Here is a 15476-nt window from a genome sequence, read left to right as displayed (position 1 = left end):
GCACCGGTCGCCATAAGGGGCCGGAGCTGCGTATGTCGCTTTGCAAAGGACATCAGGACTATGACAAAACTAACTCTTGCGTCTTACCCGCATATGCTCGGTTTCGAGCAGTTGGAGCGCTTGCTGGAACGCGCCGCGAAATCCGGCAACGACGGCTACCCGCCCTTCAACATTGAACAGACATCTGATCATTCCTACCGGATCACGCTTGCCGTCGCAGGCTTTGCGGAGGGCGATCTTTCGATCACGGTTGAAGACCGCCAATTGGTCATTCGTGGCCGGCAAAACGATGACAGCGACGCGCGCGTATTTTTGCATCGTGGCATCGCGGCCCGCCAGTTTCAGCGGACCTTTGTGCTCGCAGACGGTGTGGAAGTGGGCGAAGCCATTATGGAAAATGGCCTGTTGCACGTCGATCTGACCCAGGCGCGCCCCGAAACCGTCGTCCAGACCATCAAGATCAAGAAGGGATGAAAAGATGAACGCACCAGTCGCCTTGCAAGGCAGCCCAAGCAATATCGTCTACGTCAAACCGATTGCGATCACCGAGCTTCCACCGGAAGTTCAGGCGCAAGCCATTGGTTTGGAAAAGCTCTACGCCGTACACAATGACGCCGGCGAACGGCTGGCGCTTGTGGCCGATGAACGTATGGCCTTCGCGCTGGCGCGGGAAAACGATCTCGCACCCGTACAGCTGCAATAGGCAAAGACGCTATCCGCCAAGCGGCGGCCAAATGCCCAAATGCTCCGCGATGTATGTGGCAGCGATAGTGTAGTCGCGTGCACGTGATCCAGTTTGCAAAGGCGCTTCCGCGCTCTGTGGCGTGACCAATCGCCGTGCGAGGGGCACCTCCGTGATCGCGTGACCATAGGCCTCGAACCAGGCCGAAAGCCAAAGATCATCGGCATGGCGCACGGCGTCAGGCACATGATCCGGCAAGGGCACACTTGCGGGCACGTACACACCGGCAAAGCCTTGCGCGACCCGTGCACCGTCGCGCCTAAGACGGCTCACGTCAAAACAGCTCCCGGCGCAAACGCCCGGACCAGAGCGCAATGCATCCAGCCAACCCGGCGCGTAAAGGCAATCGTCGTCGCAAAAGACGATGTCCGCATCCGGGTAGGCCCCGCGCGTGGGCAAGACCTTACTGGCCGGGCCTTGATCCTGCGCGCGCAAAACCTCAACGCCGGGCGGCAGGTCTGGCACGCCACGCGCATCCGGAAATCGTGTCCAGTGGTACGGCACAACCAAAACAACACGGGCCGCGTTTTGCGCCACAAGGCTCTCGAGCACAGAAAAAATCCCGCCGAACCTCGGCGGGATTGTTGTCAGAGAAATAATGACCTCGGTCATTGAGCGGCAATCAGGCCCATCGATTCCAGTTTGAGAATAACCTGGTGCGCGCAATTGTCGACTTCGACATTTTCCGTCTCAACGCTCAGCTCCGGGTTGGCAGGCACGTCATAGGGGTCTGAAATCCCTGTGAATTCCTTGATTTTCCCTTCCCGCGCGAGCTTATAGAGGCCCTTGCGGTCGCGGCGTTCGCATTCCTCGATGGAGGTCGCCACATGCACCTCGACGAAGGCGCCAAATTGCTCCACGTCCTCGCGGACAGCCCGACGCGTTGTCGCATAGGGCGCGATGGGCGCGCAGATTGCGATGCCACCATTCTTGGTGATCTCTGAGGCGACATAGCCGATGCGGCGAATGTTCAGGTCGCGGTGCTCCTTGGAGAAGCCCAGCTCGGAGCTGAGGTTCTTGCGCACGATATCCCCATCGAGAAGCGTCACGGGGCGTCCGCCCATCTCCATCAGCTTGACCATAAGCGCATTGGCGATCGTGGATTTACCCGAACCGGAAAATCCGGTGAAGAATACTGTGAAGCCTTGCTGGGAACGCGGCGGCTTGGTTTTGCGCAGCTCGCGAACGACTTCGGGGAAGGAGAACCATTCAGGGATCTCAAGGCCCTCTTGCAGACGGCGGCGCAGCTCGGTGCCCGAGATGTTGAGGATCGTGACGTCGTCCTTATCCGTGATCTCATCGGCGGGCTCATATTGGGCGCGCTCCTGCACGTAGACCATGTGTTTGAAATCAACCATTTCAGCGCCGATTTCGGATTGATGCGCGCGATACAGCTCTTGCGCGTCATAGGGGCCGTAGAAATCTTCGCCTGCAGAGTTTTTCCCGGGGCCCGCATGATCACGGCCCACGATGAAATGGGTGCAGCCGTGGTTGGCGCGGATCAGCCCATGCCAGACGGCCTCACGCGGACCTGCCATGCGCATGGCGAGGTTGAGGAGCGACATGGTCGTGGTTGATTGCGGATATTTGTCGAGCACGGCCTCATAGCAACGGACGCGCGTGAAGTGGTCCACATCACCCGGCTTGGTCATGCCCACGACAGGATGGATGAGCAGGTTGGCTTCAGCCTCGCGCGCCGCGCGGAACGTCAGTTCCTGATGCGCGCGGTGCAAGGGATTGCGCGTTTGAAACGCCACAACCTTGCGCCAACCCAGTTTGCGGAAATAGGCCCGCAGCTCATTGGGTGTGTCGCGGCGGCCGCGGAAATCGTAGTGCACGGGCTGTTGAATGCCGGTCACTGGCCCGCCGAGATAGACGTTGCCTGCCTGATTGTGCAGGTAGTTGACCGCCGGATGCGCATCGTCATCCGCGCCAAAGACCTTCTCCGCTTCGCGTGCTTTGTTGGGTGTCCAGCGATCCGTGACAGTCATCGTCGCCAGAATAACGCCCTCTTGATCGCGCAACGCGATGTCCTGCCCCACTTCGAGAGAGGCTGCAAAATCGTCCTTCACATCCAGTGTGATCGGCATGGGCCAAAGCGTTCCATCCGCCAGGCGCATAGTCTCGACAACGCCGTTGTAGTCTTCCTCGCTCAGGAAACCCTTGAGGGGATTGAAGCCGCCATTCATCAGCAGCTCGAGATCACAAATCTGGCGCGGGGTCAGATCCCAGCTCACGAGATCAGCGGCGTCCACTTTCAGCTTTTGCGCGGAATCGTAGGAAACGTAGAGTTCCGGGATGGGAGCGAGATTGTTCTGCATCTGCAGTATCCTGTTCTTGAAGGGATTGAGATCGGTGGTCGCGCCGGTCAGCTCGGCGCACAGCGCATTGTATTCAGAGAATTTTCGCGCCAGAAATTGGTCAATCAGCCGGTTCTTCTCGGTTCGCCCAAGCGGCGTTATGGCATAGGTTACGCGGCTGCGCCGGTCGGAGCTTTCGCGCTCCTGAAGTGCTACGAGGCCGAGCTCTACAGCGCGGCGCAGCATGGTATTGATCCGGCCCAGAGACACGCCGAGCGTCTCTGCCATGGCGCGTTGCGAGGGCGTGCCGGGATCTTCCAACTGCCGGAGCAGACGAAAAAGCAGGTCATCACCATCAGCTTGCAATTCTGTCTCAGAGCGGGGCATTGGCACGAATCAATATTTGTTCACGTATGAACGTATTCCACAAAAACTGCGTTCACCAAAGAACAAACCCGATCCCGGTTAATATGTATTCAATGACGTGGCCAATCTGCATCGCGCAAAAAAGCCCTCCTGACACAGTCGGGAGGGCCGTAAATCTGAGAGAATGTTAATCAGGCCGCGCACGACGCACTATTGCGCGGCAAGTCCCGCCGTATCTTCCTGTTCGGCGAGAAAGCGCTCCGCTTCAAGCGCCGCCATACATCCCATGCCCGCTGAGGTGACCGCCTGCCGGTATTTGTGATCCGTCAGGTCGCCAGCCGCAAAAACACCGGGTATGGAGGTCTCGGTGCTGTCAGGCTTGGTCACAACATAGCCGCCCATATGGGTTTCCAGTTTGTCTTTGACGAGATCATTCGCAGGCGCATGGCCAATGGCCACGAAGACGCCCTTGCAGGGAATCTCGGTAATTTCGCCGGTCTTGGTATGTTTGACGCGCACACCTTCAACACCCTTGGGATTGTCCGTGCCGACAACTTCTTCAAGCTCGTGAAACCACAACGGCTCGATCTTGGGGTTTTTAAACAGGCGATCTTGCAGGATCTTTTCCGCGCGCAGCTCATCGCGGCGATGGATGAGCGTCACCTTGGAGGCGAAATTCGTCAGAAACAGCGCCTCCTCGACAGCCGTGTTGCCGCCACCGATCACCACGATCTCCTGTCCGCGGTAGAAAAAGCCATCGCAGGTGGCGCAAGCCGACACGCCAAATCCCTTGAACGCATCCTCGGACGGCAGGCCAATCCACTTCGCATAGGCCCCTGTCGCCAGGATCACTGCGTCAGCTGTGTAGGTCGTGCCGCTGTCGCCGTGGGCCTGAAACGGGCGGCTATCCAGATCAAGAGACTGGATGTAATCGCCGATAATCTCGCAACCCATTGCTTTCGCATGGGCTTCCATACGCACCATGAGATCAGGACCCTGCACTTCCGTGTCCCCAGGCCAGTTCTCGACTTCGGTTGTCGTCGTGAGCTGGCCGCCGGGCTCAAGGCCCTGCACGAGAATGGGTTCCAACATGGCTCGAGACGCGTAGACACCAGCCGTATAGCCTGCTGGGCCAGAGCCAATGATCAAAACGCGAGTGTGACGTGTATCCGACATGTGATTGCTGGCCCCCAATTGAATCGCTGGAGCAGATATAGACGCGCGTGGTCTGGTGTAAAAGAGCGCGCACCGGATCCATCACAGGCCCGTGACACACCCCGAGGCCCGCCTCTCCACACCATCACCGCCCATTATCAAAATTTTCTTGCGCGTCTGCGAAACATTATTGCGCATAAATGCAGGCCCTGTATAACTATCAGCATCACAGGGAGGGGAAGATGCCTGGGACCAGACTCGATCCGATCGATAGAAAAATACTCGCGGAACTGCAGGCTGATGGCCGCATGACAAATGTGGAGCTGGCGCGTCGCGTTGGCATTTCAGCGCCGCCATGCCTCAGACGCGTGCGCACGTTGGAGGAGCAAGGCTATATCCGCGGGTATCACGCCGATGTCGATCCGCGCGAATTGGGCTTCGAGGTGCAGGTCTTCGCCATGGTCGGGCTGGAAAAGCAGGCTGAGGCGGATTTGTCCGCGTTCGAAGAGCATTGCCGCGCATGGCCGCTCGTCCGTGAGTGCCACATGCTAAACGGCGAGGTTGACTTTATGCTGAAATGCGTGGCGCCGGATCTCTCGACGTTTCAAAGCTTCCTGACAGGCGAGCTCCTAACCACACCCAATGTCGGTTCGGTGAAAACGTCGCTTGTCATCCGTGGCGCCAAGGACGAGCCCGGCGTTCCCTTTGACATTCTGGAAGACCGTCTCAGCAAGTCAGCCTAGAACGCACCAACCCTTTCCAACCTGTCCCGCGACGCACGGGGCAGCGTTACCGGGCCGAAGTCCCCCAACGCAGTCAGGTGCGGGAAAAGCGACAAGAGCAGCTGACGCGCATTCTTGCCCAACCGTTCGTGAATATCCGCTCCGGGGTGATAGCTTTCCGCTTCGATGCCACCGATGTTGAAGGTTGCATGACGCCGGAAGGCGATATGAAACATTTGCACAGGCGATGGCGGCATCAACTCGATGACGCTGACCCCATCTACAAAATCCCGCGCCGGGCACAAAACACCGGCACTGGCCAGATCGGCCGCGCGCTCCTGTGAGGCATGCAGCAAACGCGCGCCCTGCCCCAGCACGAGGCAGCTTTGCGGGCGCGATGGACCAAGGCTATCAGCCATGACGCGGACCAAATGGGTCAGCGAGGATCCTTGACCGCCCGGCCCCGTCACAAGCTGAGTCGAGCCGATCCAGGTAATGGCTTGCGGACCGCGAGACGTCTCGACGTAATCCCCTGGCATCAGGTCTTCGACAGCGACAGGCCCATCCACGGTCTGGACAATACAGCCGCGCGCGAAGGCAGCAGCGGCTTCTTCATAGACCGGCAGGCGCGGTACACGATGACGGGTTGTTTTTGTTGTAAGATCCGGAAGCAGATGGGCGACTTCAATCGTGCGCATGAGAGGCTGAGTGCGCTGAAGTCGCCCGTCTGTCCGAGCAAATCGATCCTTCGACGGGACCGGAATAGGAAACATATCGGTTGCCAGGTGGTTCTGGCGCGTGGGGCGGTTCATGTGGCGACCTTTCGGTTTTCACATCTGTGTCGGCCCCCACCGACGACCCAGAAGCTCTGGTATGTCTGTTGAAGGAGTGGTGCCCCATTCTCGCCTGATTTGTCAAAAACCTGGGCCGATCGTTCACGGATCGGGTGACAAAACGGCAGTCGGCGAAAAATTAGTGAAAGAGCATGAACAGCGGCGCCACATTTCCGCCTGAGCTCAGCGGGAATCGGGCGGAATCAGCGCGTAGGGCCCCGCCGGATCAGCGGGTGAAACAAAACGCGCGCCAGACAGACCTGACGCGCGGTTGAAATTCTAGGGGTGTGGCGTATCGCTCAAGCGGATTGGCGCGCCTGCGATTGTGACTGACGCTTGGCGATAAATGCCGCCCGCCGCGCACCGCGCTGCCATGGCATATCCACCTGCGTGGCTTTGGATGTCTGGGCAATAGATTTAATGAACCGGGTATTCACGACTGCTCTCCTTGGACTTATGCCCTTAGGTTTCCCAGCGTAATGCGGCAGCGATTAGGCAAAATTGAATTAAATGCGCGGCGTTCTCAGACGCGGATGACAGAGATCAAGCGCCCGTAATCCGCTTCCAACGCATGGGTCGCGCGGCGATAGGAGTAAAACCTTTCAGGGTCGTGGTAGGTGCAATGGCGGATCCATTCGGCATCCCCCACGCCCGCAGCGCGCAACCGGGACAGACCAAATCCCGGCAGATCGAACTGATAGCGATCGCCCTGTCCATTGGCAAAAAAGCGTGCGTTGTCTGGATCGTCGGCCAGAAAATCTTCCAGAAGCTCAGGCCCCACTTCATAGGCGCGCTGCGAAATTGACGGGCCAATAACCGCCCTGATCCGTTCACGTTCTGCGCCGAGAGCCACCATGGCATCAACAGTTGCCTCCAAAATGCCATCTCGCGCGCCGCGCCAACCTGCATGCGCCGCGCCCACCACGTGCGCCTGTGTATCGGCCATGAGAACAGGCTGACAATCCGCCGTGAGAATACCCAAAGCCACGCCCGGTGTCGCACTGACCATACCGTCAGCCTTGGGTTTCTCCCCGCTCAAGGGTCCGGTGACTTCAACTACATCCGAGGAATGCGTTTGATGAACGGTGACGAGATGCGGCTCTGGCACGCCCATGGCGTCGGCAACACGCGCGCGGTTGATCGCGACGATCTCTGCTTGATCAGAAGAGCCGGAGCCACAGTTCAACCCCTCGAACACACCAGACGAGGCCCCGCCGCGCCGCGTAAAGAAACCATGCCGGAAACCGCTCAGCATGTCTGATGTCAGGATTTCAAGCGTCATAACTCAAGCCCCGCAAGCGGCAGTGCGCCTCTGGGAACAATCCCCAGAACCTTGAACAGGTTTCCCATTTCTAGCGGGCTGGTCAAGCGGCGATGTGCGGCGATATGCGCCTCCAGCGCGGACCCGCTGAGATTTTTGGCCAGCCGCTCGGCGCGCGCGGTGATGCCGAGGCGCTCCAGAAAGACACCTTGCGGCGTCAATTTACTGTGCACGTTAGGCGACGCGGCTGCGGCCAGCGCTTCAAAATCCACATGGGCCGTGAGATCCGCTTTCCCGAGATGGCTCAGGACCTCAACGCTTTTGCCCCTGCGCAGGGCTTGCAGCGTATCTCCCAAAGACCGCCAATCGCCGTAATCAATGATCAGCGCAGCGCCTCTAAACTCCGCAACACGCGCGGAAACCTGCGCCAAAACAGCCGGTGCGGAGGGGCAGATTTCCACAAGATCTCCTTCGCGCGTATCTTCCAGCCTGTGCGCCAAGGCCTCAACCGGCGCGGCGCCCGCCAGCCCAATTTGCAGATTGTCGCCTTGCAACCCGATCCGTCGCTCGCTCCAAAGCGTCTCACCCTGTCGCTGAAATTGCCGGATCGGCAGAGCATCGAAGAATTCATTGGCAACCACGAACAGCGGCTGATCCGGCAACGCATCGGCACGGTCGATCCACTTTGGCATTACGGGGGCCAATCGCGCTTTTTGCACCTGCCGCAAGGCGGGGGATGTCTCGAGAAGCACAACGTCCGCGGCCTCAATAAACCCGGGCACCCGCTCCGCTGCGCGCAACATGTCTGCCATCAGCGTGCCACGTCCCGGACCCAGCTCTGCCAGTGTGAACCGGGACGGAGCCCCTTGATCCAGCCATGCTTGCGCCAAACTGAGGCCAATCAATTCGCCAAACATCTGACTGATCTCGGGCGCCGTTATGAAATCGGCGCCAAGCGGATCGCGCGTTATATAGTAGCCATATTCGGGATGCTGCAGACACAATGCCATGAAGTCAGCGACGGTGATCGGGCCGTCTTGCGCAATGCGTTCGGCGATCACCTGCGCGAGACTCATAGCGTTGACCGAAACCGCAAGACGAGCCAAAGCCCGATAATGATCATGGGCAGCGACAGGAGTTGCCCCATGGTCAGCCCCCAGCCGCCCAAGTGTACCGCGAGGCCCAAAGGATTGCCGTCAGAGATGAATTGCGCATCCGGCTGCCGAAAGAACTCCACGAAAAACCGCGCCGCGCCGTACCCCGCAAAGAACAGTGCCGCGATCCGTCCGGGCGTTTTCAGCCATCCCCTGTGCCAGGCAAGCACCAACAGGACGACGCCCAGAACAAGCCCTTCGAGGATTGCCTCGTAAAGCTGTGACGGATGTCGTGCGCAAATGTCGACCAATGGCCCGCAATCCTGCGCGGCTTGCCCGGGAAAAATGACGCCCCAGGGCATATCCGTCGGGCGCCCCCAAAGCTCTGCATTGATGAAATTGGCCAAACGCCCGAAGAGCAATCCCGGCGGCGTGGCCAGCGCCATGAGATCGGCCAGCGGCAATTTGGGCACATCATTCCGGGCAGCCCAGATCCATGCGGCAATCACAACGCCCAAAAGGCCACCGTGAAAGGCCATACCACCTTGCCAGATCATCAGGATTTCAACGGGATTGGCGAGATAATAGGCGGGCTGGTAAAACAGAACAAACCCAAGCCGCCCCCCCAAAATGACGCCAAGGATGACCCACGTCATCAAATCCTCGACTTTTCCGGGCGCCATGGGCGGGCTCTCATTTTGCCAGAGCGCCACGCGCGCCAAGCTCCGCACGGCCAACCACCAGGCCAGCAAAATGCCCGCGATATACGCCAGAGCATACCAGCGCAACGCAAGCTCAATCCCGGCGATTTCGATTGAAAACAATTCGGGCGATATGGCGGGAAAGGGGATCATGCCGTGTGTCGTGCACTCCCCTGCGACAGAGGTCAACCTTGTGCTTGCCCGCCAAGCGCCCCATATAGAGACAAAGTGAAACAGGGAGCTTCGCCCCATGCAAACGCGCAACAAAATCTTTGACGACATGTCCCAATTGTTCACCAACGCCATGGGCGTGGCGCAGGGGGCCCGTCAGGAAGCCGAGACAGCCATGAGCTCGATGATGGATCGCTGGCTGGCCGACCGAGACTTCGTCACGCGCGAAGAATTCGACGCCGTGCGCGCGATGGCGCAGAAAGCCCGCGAAGAAAACGAGGCCCTGAAAGCCCGTCTGGACGCGCTCGAAGCCAAGAAATAGACCGCTTCTTCGCCCATGCATCCCGCGCGCCTTCATGCGGTGTGGGAACGGGCTTGGCGGCCATTTTTGTTCATTCTTCATTAACATCCACAGAAAACTGCCCTCAGCAGGGGTATTTTCCCGACTTGTCCACAAACTTCCCCTTTACACGCCCCCCTCTCAGGCCCCACCATATAGGTGTAGGGACACAGGCAAACACAGTCCCTAGAGCAGGCACCTAGCGCTTGGGCGCTGCCATTTCCCAAGCGCTACATAACAAATGAGGTGGCGCAAATGGCTGAATCCGAGGCCTTTTTCGATGAGGATGTGCATCCCATCGATATCGTCGAGCATATCGCAGAACATCACGATTGGGATTTTGACAGGATCCACGATGATCAAATCGCCATGGCCGTTGAAGGGCAATGGCGAACCTATTCGATCACGCTGGCCTGGTCCGGCTATGATGAAACACTGCGCCTAATCTGCACGTTCGAGATGGAGCCGCCCGAGCACAAGATGCCGGAGCTGCTCGATACGCTGAACCATGTGAATGACCAGTGCTGGGCGGGCGCGTTTACCTGGTGGGGCAGCCATAAGCTGATGGTCTATCGATACGGTCTGGTCCTCGCCGGCGGCCAACACGCCTCACCCGATCAGATCGACACGATGATTTCAGCGGCCGTCATGTCCGCCGAGCGGTACTATCCTGCGTTTCAGCTTGTGGTCTGGGGCGATCAAGCCCCACGCGACGCAATGCAGGTTGCCATGGCCGAGGCCTACGGGCGCGCTTGAAGCGCCCTAGCTGACCTGCCTTCCGCCGCATGTCGGACACCCGGCGCGCGGTGCGATGGCAATTTTACGGGTTTCGGACCACAGCGCATCATAGATCAGCATCTCACCCCGCAAGGGGGCCCCAGCGTCCGTCAGCAGTTTGATGGTCTCGACGGCCATCATGGCGCCAACGACGCCCGGCAGAGGCCCCAACACACCTGCTTCCGCACAGGACGGCGCGATACCGGGCTGGGGCGGTGTGTCAAAAACGCACTCGTAGCACGGCGCGCCGCGGCTCGGGTCAAAGACAGACACCTGGCCTTCCCACTGGCTGAGCGCGCCTGAGATCAAAGGAATACCCGCCCCGACAGCAGTGCGGTTGGCCAGATATCGCGTCTCGAAATTGTCCGTACCGTCCAGCACCAGATCATAATCGTCGAAAAGGTCCTGCGCGATGTCCTCGCTGAGGCGTCGATGATAGGGCTTGATGGTGATGTGAGGGTTTTGCGCCTCAAGTGCGGCCTGCGCGGAAAAGACCTTGGGCATGCCGATCCGTGCATCTAGGTGGATGACTTGACGCTGGAGATTGGCGTTTTCGACGACATCGTCATCAATGATCCCGATGGTGCCAACACCGGCAGCCGCCAAGTATTGCAACGCTGGCGCACCAAGGCCCCCTGCTCCAATCACCAGAACCCGGCCCTTGGCCAAGCGCTGCTGACCCGGCCCGCCGATCTCACGCAGGACAATGTGGCGGGCGTAGCGCTCCAACTCGGTCTCGGAGAACTGCCCCGGCACCTTTGCAGGCGCATCAGCGGCCTCTTTGGCCTCCGCGGCGCCTTTCAGCCGACGCCATACGAGGCGATAGGCCAGAACGACGCCAAAAGCGCCCGCTAGAAAGAGCCAAATCTCAGCGCTTCCGCCAGTGGCTTCGCGCAAAGGATGCCCATCCGGCAAAATCACCTGCAGGCCAACAACGGCCACAAGAAGCAGGCCGATCATGGGCAACCGCGCCGCGCGCGGCATGCCCATCGCAGCGCCGATGCCCCAAAGCGCTGCCGCCATCGCCAAGACAACCAGCATCAGGACACACCTGTCGAGCCAAAGCCGCCCGCGCCCCGCGAAGTGGCTTCCAGCGCGTCCACCATATGAAACCGGGCCTGAATTACCGGTACCAAAACCATCTGCGCGATCCTCATCCCATGCTCTATGATAAAGTCATCCTGTCCCGCATTTAGAACGATCACGCCCAGTGGCCCGCGATAATCGCTGTCAATTGTGCCCGGGCTGTTGGGCAATGTGATCCCATGTTTGAGCGCCAGCCCGGAGCGTGGCCTCAGCTGGATCTCAAACCCCTCTGGCACCGCGATCCGCAACCCGGTGGGCACCAAGAGACGCGCACCAGAAGTGAGCAAGTACGCTTTGCGATCCGGAAAATTGGCGCGCACATCCGCTCCGGCAGCTCCAGCCGTTTCATATTGGGGCAATGGAATATCCTTATCTGCCCCGTCATCCCACGTCACATCAACCCGCATTGAGTTCCCAATCTGGTTTCACATATCCCGCTGGATGCGCACTCAGGTCGCTGCAAGCGCTGTGGCGATCCGCTCTGCAAGCCGCTGGGCTACATCCGCCTTGTCCATCCGGGGCCAATCCTCGACACCTGCGTCGCTCAACAGGCTCACAGCGTTTTCATGGCCGCCCATAATGCCCGTCTCCGGGCTGACATCGTTGGCCACAATCCAGTCGCACCCCTTGCGGGCGCGCTTGGCCTGCGCATGGGCCAGCACATCATCTGTTTCAGCGGCAAAGCCAACGACCAGCCCGGGACGGCCTTCGCTCATGTGGGAGATCGTTGCGAGGATGTCCGGGTTTTCCGCGAATTCCAGAACAGGCAAAGCCCCGTTTTGCTTTTTGATCTTGCTGTGGGATTGCGTCAGAACCCGCCAATCGGCAACCGCTGCGGCAAAGACGGCTGCATCGCAGGGCAAGGAAGCCTGCACCGCCTCCAGCATTTGCTGCGCCGTTTGTACCTGCACCACCGACACTCCGCTGGGCGGCGCAACATCTGCGGGCCCCGTGACAAACACGACATCTGCGCCGAGGTTGCGCAACGCCTCCCCCAGCGCGGTTCCCTGGGCACCAGAGGAGCGGTTGGCAATGTAGCGCACGGGATCGATCGGCTCGTGCGTTGGCCCGGACGTCACAAGAATGCGCTTTCCGCTCAGGGGCTTGGGCCCGAAATGGTTCTCAATGGCCGCCAAAATGTCAGGTACCTCAACCATGCGGCCGGGGCCATATTCGCCGCAGGCCATATCCCCTTCGACCGGGCCCACCATCTCGATCCCATCGGCCTTGAGCTGCGCGACATTTCTTTGCGTCGACGGGTGCAGGAACATCCGCACATTCATCGCAGGCACCGCCATCACAGGCGTATCGGTCGCCATGAGCAAGGTGGATGCCAGATCACCGGCGAGCCCATTTGCCATCTTTGCCAGGAGATCCGCAGTTGCCGGTGCAACGACGACCAGATCCGCGCTGCGAGACAGTTGAATATGCCCCATTTCCGCTTCCTTGGTGAGATCGAACAAATCCCGATGCACCTCTTCACCCGCCAGCGCCGAGACAGACAACGGCGTGACGAACTGCTCCGCCGCCCGCGTCATGACAGGGGTCACATCCGCGCCGCGTTCGCGCAGGCGCCGGATCAGATCAAGGCATTTGAAGGCGGCAATCCCGCCCCCCAGAATGAGAAGAATGCGTTTGCCTGAAAGCACTTGGCTCGTCCCCATATGATCGGTGCCCAACAGATTAGGTCGCGTGTCCGGCCTTGTCCATGGGCCTCACGTTTGACCTTGCGCGCGCACCGCGCCACACTCGGCGCGATAGGCAGGAGATAGGCATATGCGGCGACTGATCCTTTTTGTTACGTCTCACGGGGTCGCTCTGGCCATTGGTTTTGCACTTGGCGTCTACCTGCTGCCAATCCTGACCGCGCCTGACAGCCCCGATGCCGACATGCTTGAAGCGCAGGCCCAAAGCGCGATGTTTTCAGCCGAGCTGACGCGCGATCTGCGCGGCAGTGATTTCCTGCATTGGGGGGAAGGCACGATCAGCCTTACTGAGACACAGATCATCCACGAAGGCGCTCTTGCACCCGGGCCGGATTACAAAGTCTACCTCACCAAGGAATTCGTGGAACACGAGGACGAATTCAATCCGATCAAGGACAGCGCAGCGCTTGTCGGCGATGTCAAAACCTTTGCAGGCTTCTTGCTCGATATCCCCGCCGGGATCGATGTTACGCAATACACCACCGTTGTCGTCTGGTGCGAAAGCTTCGGAGAATTCATCACCGCCGCGCAATACGCGCCGTGAAGCTCAGGTTTACTTGAACGCTTCGCAGGGGTCGGGCCGCTCGATGGTGGGCCAGACTTCGACGGCATCAAAGGGCGCACTCAGGCTCGCGCCCGTCTCCCCCTGGCCCAGAGCATGTACGCTCACCTCCGGCCGCGCCGCTTCGAGAAAGGCAGGCACGCCCCAGTCGGTGCGCGCATGACCATTGCCTGTGATCAAGACCACAGGCGCGCCGAATTCATTCAGAGCCTCCAGCACAGTGCGGGCGAAAGCCGCGTCCCGGAGACGCTGCGCCTCAACCATGCCGCCCATCATCTCCAATGGCATCGCCTCACAATGCGACATGAACTGAAGCTCCTTGCGGATCTCCAATTGGTCAGGGGCCACGGCATCGGCCAGACCATAAGCCTGCGCATCCGGCCCAAACACAGCCGCAGCACTTTCGCTGAAGGCCCGGCGCACATCCTCACGCGGGAGCGCTGCGCCAATGATTTTCGGGCTTGCAAGAAGCACATCCAGATAGTCCAGCATATTGGACCACTCTGCCTCGCCGGCCTGAACCCGCATGTTTTCCTCAACGCGCGGCGTGTCATCGATCAATTCGGCTTCCTCGGGCCGCAACATCTCAAAGACGACGGCCGTTGGTGCGATCTCCGCAATCAATTCCGCCTGACGGGCGTGATGATGTGGATTGTCGTGAATCTCACCAAGCACAACAACATCAGATGTCAAAAAGCCCGCTGCCAGTGGCAACGGGCTGACGAACAGGAGGATAGTCAGAAGGTGTTTCATGCGAGGAACGAATGCACCTCACGGCTCTGACCTTCAAGCGACTTGCGCATCTTCTGAAAGGCTGCGGCCTCCAGCTGGCGCACCCGCTCTTTGGACAGCCCCAGCTCTTGGCCGAGGCTTTCAAGGGTCCGTGCCTGATCCTTGAGCTTGCGCTCGGTCACGATGAACCGCTCACGCTCATTCAGCGAGTGCAGGGCAACCAGCAACCATTGGCGCAACTGGTCGTTGTCGAGATCGTGCTCAACCGTTTCAGCCGCCTGCGCGCCTTCATCTTCGAGCGTATCGATCCACTCGCGCCCTTCGTCTTCGACGGATTGCGTCGCGTTCAGCGAATAATCCGAGCCGGATAGACGGCCCTCCATCATCTCGACGTCATGCAGCGGAACGCCGATCTCCGTCGCAATCATGCGGCGCATCTGGTGTTTATCCAAAGTCTCACCAACCGCTGCCGCTTCGCGCTCCAGACGCGCCTGAACCCGGCGCATGTTGAAAAACAGAGATTTCTGGGAGGACGTGCTGCCTGTGCGCACCATCGACCAGTTGCGCATGACGTAGTCCTGAATGGAGGCTTTGATCCACCAAACAGCGTAAGTTGAGAAGCGCACGCCGCGATCGGGGTCGAACTTATCGGCCGCTTTCATAAGGCCGAGGCCCGCTTCCTGAATGAGGTCGTTCATTGGCGCGCCGTAGCGCTTGAACTTGGCAGCCATTGAAATGGCGAGGCGCATATAGGCCGTGATCAAGCGGTGGAGTGCCGCCTCATCACGCTCATCTCGCCAAGCATAGGCCAGTCGGAGCTCCGTTTCCGCGTCCAATAATTCCGCTTTCATTGCGGTGCGTGACAGGGACATATCGCGAGTTGTGTCCAAAGCCATAGATGCAGCTCCCGTTGCGTGTTGTTATGTGC

At 59.5% G+C, this 15476-nt stretch carries 18 protein-coding genes; 6 read left to right on the top strand and 12 right to left on the bottom strand.

Translation table 11 applies throughout. The features are described 5' to 3' along the window. Nucleotides 1–60 precede the first annotated feature (60 nt). Both ACP15S_RS01380 and ACP15S_RS01375 read left to right on the top strand, forming a co-directional pair. The gene (locus tag ACP15S_RS01380) at nucleotides 61–474 is read left to right on the top strand and encodes an Hsp20 family protein (RefSeq protein ID WP_425037741.1); all 414 of its coding nucleotides are present in this window, start codon (nucleotides 61–63) and stop codon (nucleotides 472–474) included. 4 nt (nucleotides 475–478) lie between these two features. Continuing rightward, a complete protein-coding gene (locus ACP15S_RS01375; protein WP_425037739.1) occupies nucleotides 479–703 on the top strand; it encodes a DUF1150 family protein in 225 nt (74 codons plus the stop codon). A gap of 9 nt (nucleotides 704–712) precedes the next feature. On the opposite strand, the gene ACP15S_RS01370 is transcribed toward ACP15S_RS01375, so the two are convergent. The 3 genes from ACP15S_RS01370 to trxB all read right to left on the bottom strand — a co-directional run bounded on the left by ACP15S_RS01370 (nucleotide 713) and on the right by trxB (nucleotide 4584). After that, complete coding sequence (locus ACP15S_RS01370) at nucleotides 713–1354, bottom strand: hypothetical protein (protein ID WP_425037738.1); 642 nt, start codon at nucleotides 1352–1354, stop codon at nucleotides 713–715. Further along, nucleotides 1351–3429: a bifunctional sulfate adenylyltransferase/adenylylsulfate kinase gene (locus tag ACP15S_RS01365; protein WP_425037736.1), complete on the bottom strand. Its 2079-nt coding sequence runs from the start codon at nucleotides 3427–3429 to the stop codon at nucleotides 1351–1353. Before ACP15S_RS01365 ends, ACP15S_RS01370 begins: the two co-directional genes overlap by 4 nt. Before the next feature lie 189 nt (nucleotides 3430–3618). Next, nucleotides 3619–4584 (bottom strand): thioredoxin-disulfide reductase, encoded by a 966-nt coding sequence (gene trxB, locus ACP15S_RS01360; protein ID WP_425037734.1) that lies wholly within the window; start codon nucleotides 4582–4584, stop codon nucleotides 3619–3621. Nucleotides 4585–4805: 221 nt separating this feature from the next. Here trxB and ACP15S_RS01355 point away from each other — a divergent pair, with 221 nt between their 5' ends. After that, nucleotides 4806–5306, top strand: coding sequence for an Lrp/AsnC family transcriptional regulator (locus tag ACP15S_RS01355; RefSeq protein ID WP_425037732.1), 501 nt, complete (start codon nucleotides 4806–4808; stop codon nucleotides 5304–5306). Here the strand turns inward: ACP15S_RS01355 and ACP15S_RS01350 are convergent. From ACP15S_RS01350 to lgt, 4 genes are all read right to left on the bottom strand, one after another. Continuing rightward, complete coding sequence (locus ACP15S_RS01350) at nucleotides 5303–5983, bottom strand: Hint domain-containing protein (RefSeq protein WP_425037730.1); 681 nt, start codon at nucleotides 5981–5983, stop codon at nucleotides 5303–5305. The two genes, ACP15S_RS01355 and ACP15S_RS01350, sit on opposite strands and share 4 nt — an antisense overlap. A gap of 658 nt (nucleotides 5984–6641) precedes the next feature. Continuing rightward, nucleotides 6642–7400: a peptidoglycan editing factor PgeF gene (pgeF, locus tag ACP15S_RS01345; RefSeq protein ID WP_425037728.1), complete on the bottom strand. Its 759-nt coding sequence runs from the start codon at nucleotides 7398–7400 to the stop codon at nucleotides 6642–6644. Then, entirely contained in the window at nucleotides 7397–8455 is a 1059-nt protein-coding gene (locus ACP15S_RS01340; protein WP_425037727.1) for a class I SAM-dependent methyltransferase, read from the bottom strand. Before ACP15S_RS01340 ends, pgeF begins: the two co-directional genes overlap by 4 nt. Beyond that, a complete protein-coding gene (lgt, locus tag ACP15S_RS01335; protein ID WP_425037725.1) occupies nucleotides 8452–9327 on the bottom strand; it encodes a prolipoprotein diacylglyceryl transferase in 876 nt (291 codons plus the stop codon). Before lgt ends, ACP15S_RS01340 begins: the two co-directional genes overlap by 4 nt. 97 nt (nucleotides 9328–9424) lie before the next feature. On the opposite strand from lgt, the gene ACP15S_RS01330 reads away from it, so the two are divergent. Beyond that, entirely contained in the window at nucleotides 9425–9667 is a 243-nt protein-coding gene (locus ACP15S_RS01330) for an accessory factor UbiK family protein (protein WP_425037723.1), read from the top strand. A gap of 273 nt (nucleotides 9668–9940) precedes the next feature. Next, nucleotides 9941–10441, top strand: coding sequence for a YbjN domain-containing protein (locus ACP15S_RS01325; RefSeq protein ID WP_425037721.1), 501 nt, complete (start codon nucleotides 9941–9943; stop codon nucleotides 10439–10441). A gap of 6 nt (nucleotides 10442–10447) precedes the next feature. Here ACP15S_RS01325 and ACP15S_RS01320 read toward each other — a convergent pair whose 3' ends face one another. The 3 genes from ACP15S_RS01320 to coaBC are packed head-to-tail and all read right to left on the bottom strand — an operon-like array spanning nucleotide 10448 to nucleotide 13197. Then, nucleotides 10448–11503, bottom strand: coding sequence for a HesA/MoeB/ThiF family protein (locus ACP15S_RS01320; protein ID WP_425037719.1), 1056 nt, complete (start codon nucleotides 11501–11503; stop codon nucleotides 10448–10450). After that, on the bottom strand, nucleotides 11503–11955 hold the full coding sequence (gene dut, locus ACP15S_RS01315) for a dUTP diphosphatase (RefSeq protein ID WP_425037717.1): 453 nt from the start codon (nucleotides 11953–11955) through the stop codon (nucleotides 11503–11505). Before dut ends, ACP15S_RS01320 begins: the two co-directional genes overlap by 1 nt. 42 nt (nucleotides 11956–11997) lie before the next feature. After that, entirely contained in the window at nucleotides 11998–13197 is a 1200-nt protein-coding gene (gene coaBC / locus ACP15S_RS01310; RefSeq protein ID WP_425039627.1) for a bifunctional phosphopantothenoylcysteine decarboxylase/phosphopantothenate--cysteine ligase CoaBC, read from the bottom strand. Nucleotides 13198–13324: 127 nt separating this feature from the next. Between coaBC and ACP15S_RS01305 the strand changes: the two genes are divergently transcribed. Further along, nucleotides 13325–13798, top strand: a complete 474-nt coding sequence (locus tag ACP15S_RS01305) for a DM13 domain-containing protein (protein WP_425037715.1) — start codon at nucleotides 13325–13327, stop codon at nucleotides 13796–13798. A gap of 9 nt (nucleotides 13799–13807) precedes the next feature. Here the strand turns inward: ACP15S_RS01305 and ACP15S_RS01300 are convergent, their stop codons facing one another. After that, complete coding sequence (locus tag ACP15S_RS01300; RefSeq protein ID WP_425037714.1) at nucleotides 13808–14569, bottom strand: ChaN family lipoprotein; 762 nt, start codon at nucleotides 14567–14569, stop codon at nucleotides 13808–13810. Next, nucleotides 14566–15444 (bottom strand): RNA polymerase factor sigma-32, encoded by an 879-nt coding sequence (locus ACP15S_RS01295; protein ID WP_425037712.1) that lies wholly within the window; start codon nucleotides 15442–15444, stop codon nucleotides 14566–14568. The genes ACP15S_RS01300 and ACP15S_RS01295 overlap by 4 nt, the downstream gene beginning before the upstream one ends. Between the last annotated feature and the right edge of the window lie 32 nt (nucleotides 15445–15476).

The organism is Primorskyibacter sp. S187A, assembly GCF_049800955.1.
In the GTDB taxonomy this organism is placed as follows: domain Bacteria; phylum Pseudomonadota; class Alphaproteobacteria; order Rhodobacterales; family Rhodobacteraceae; genus JAKVBH01.
Note: the sequence above shows the minus strand (reverse complement) of the source record. Positions and strands in the feature narration are given on the sequence as shown.

What these genes read in the sequence shown, in the direction of transcription:
- ACP15S_RS01380 (WP_425037741.1), top strand. Translation starts at nt 61, where the DNA reads ATGACAAAACTAACTCTTGCGTCTTACCCGCATATGCTCGGTTTCGAG.
- ACP15S_RS01375 (WP_425037739.1), top strand. Translation starts at nt 479, where the DNA reads ATGAACGCACCAGTCGCCTTGCAAGGCAGCCCAAGCAATATCGTCTAC.
- ACP15S_RS01370 (WP_425037738.1), bottom strand. Translation starts at nt 1,354, where the DNA reads ATGACCGAGGTCATTATTTCTCTGACAACAATCCCGCCGAGGTTCGGC.
- ACP15S_RS01365 (WP_425037736.1), bottom strand. Translation starts at nt 3,429, where the DNA reads ATGCCCCGCTCTGAGACAGAATTGCAAGCTGATGGTGATGACCTGCTT.
- trxB (WP_425037734.1), bottom strand. Translation starts at nt 4,584, where the DNA reads ATGTCGGATACACGTCACACTCGCGTTTTGATCATTGGCTCTGGCCCA.
- ACP15S_RS01355 (WP_425037732.1), top strand. Translation starts at nt 4,806, where the DNA reads ATGCCTGGGACCAGACTCGATCCGATCGATAGAAAAATACTCGCGGAA.
- ACP15S_RS01350 (WP_425037730.1), bottom strand. Translation starts at nt 5,983, where the DNA reads ATGCGCACGATTGAAGTCGCCCATCTGCTTCCGGATCTTACAACAAAA.
- pgeF (WP_425037728.1), bottom strand. Translation starts at nt 7,400, where the DNA reads ATGACGCTTGAAATCCTGACATCAGACATGCTGAGCGGTTTCCGGCAT.
- ACP15S_RS01340 (WP_425037727.1), bottom strand. Translation starts at nt 8,455, where the DNA reads ATGAGTCTCGCGCAGGTGATCGCCGAACGCATTGCGCAAGACGGCCCG.
- lgt (WP_425037725.1), bottom strand. Translation starts at nt 9,327, where the DNA reads ATGATCCCCTTTCCCGCCATATCGCCCGAATTGTTTTCAATCGAAATC.
- ACP15S_RS01330 (WP_425037723.1), top strand. Translation starts at nt 9,425, where the DNA reads ATGCAAACGCGCAACAAAATCTTTGACGACATGTCCCAATTGTTCACC.
- ACP15S_RS01325 (WP_425037721.1), top strand. Translation starts at nt 9,941, where the DNA reads ATGGCTGAATCCGAGGCCTTTTTCGATGAGGATGTGCATCCCATCGAT.
- ACP15S_RS01320 (WP_425037719.1), bottom strand. Translation starts at nt 11,503, where the DNA reads ATGCTGGTTGTCTTGGCGATGGCGGCAGCGCTTTGGGGCATCGGCGCT.
- dut (WP_425037717.1), bottom strand. Translation starts at nt 11,955, where the DNA reads ATGCGGGTTGATGTGACGTGGGATGACGGGGCAGATAAGGATATTCCA.
- ACP15S_RS01305 (WP_425037715.1), top strand. Translation starts at nt 13,325, where the DNA reads ATGCGGCGACTGATCCTTTTTGTTACGTCTCACGGGGTCGCTCTGGCC.
- ACP15S_RS01300 (WP_425037714.1), bottom strand. Translation starts at nt 14,569, where the DNA reads ATGAAACACCTTCTGACTATCCTCCTGTTCGTCAGCCCGTTGCCACTG.
- ACP15S_RS01295 (WP_425037712.1), bottom strand. Translation starts at nt 15,444, where the DNA reads ATGGCTTTGGACACAACTCGCGATATGTCCCTGTCACGCACCGCAATG.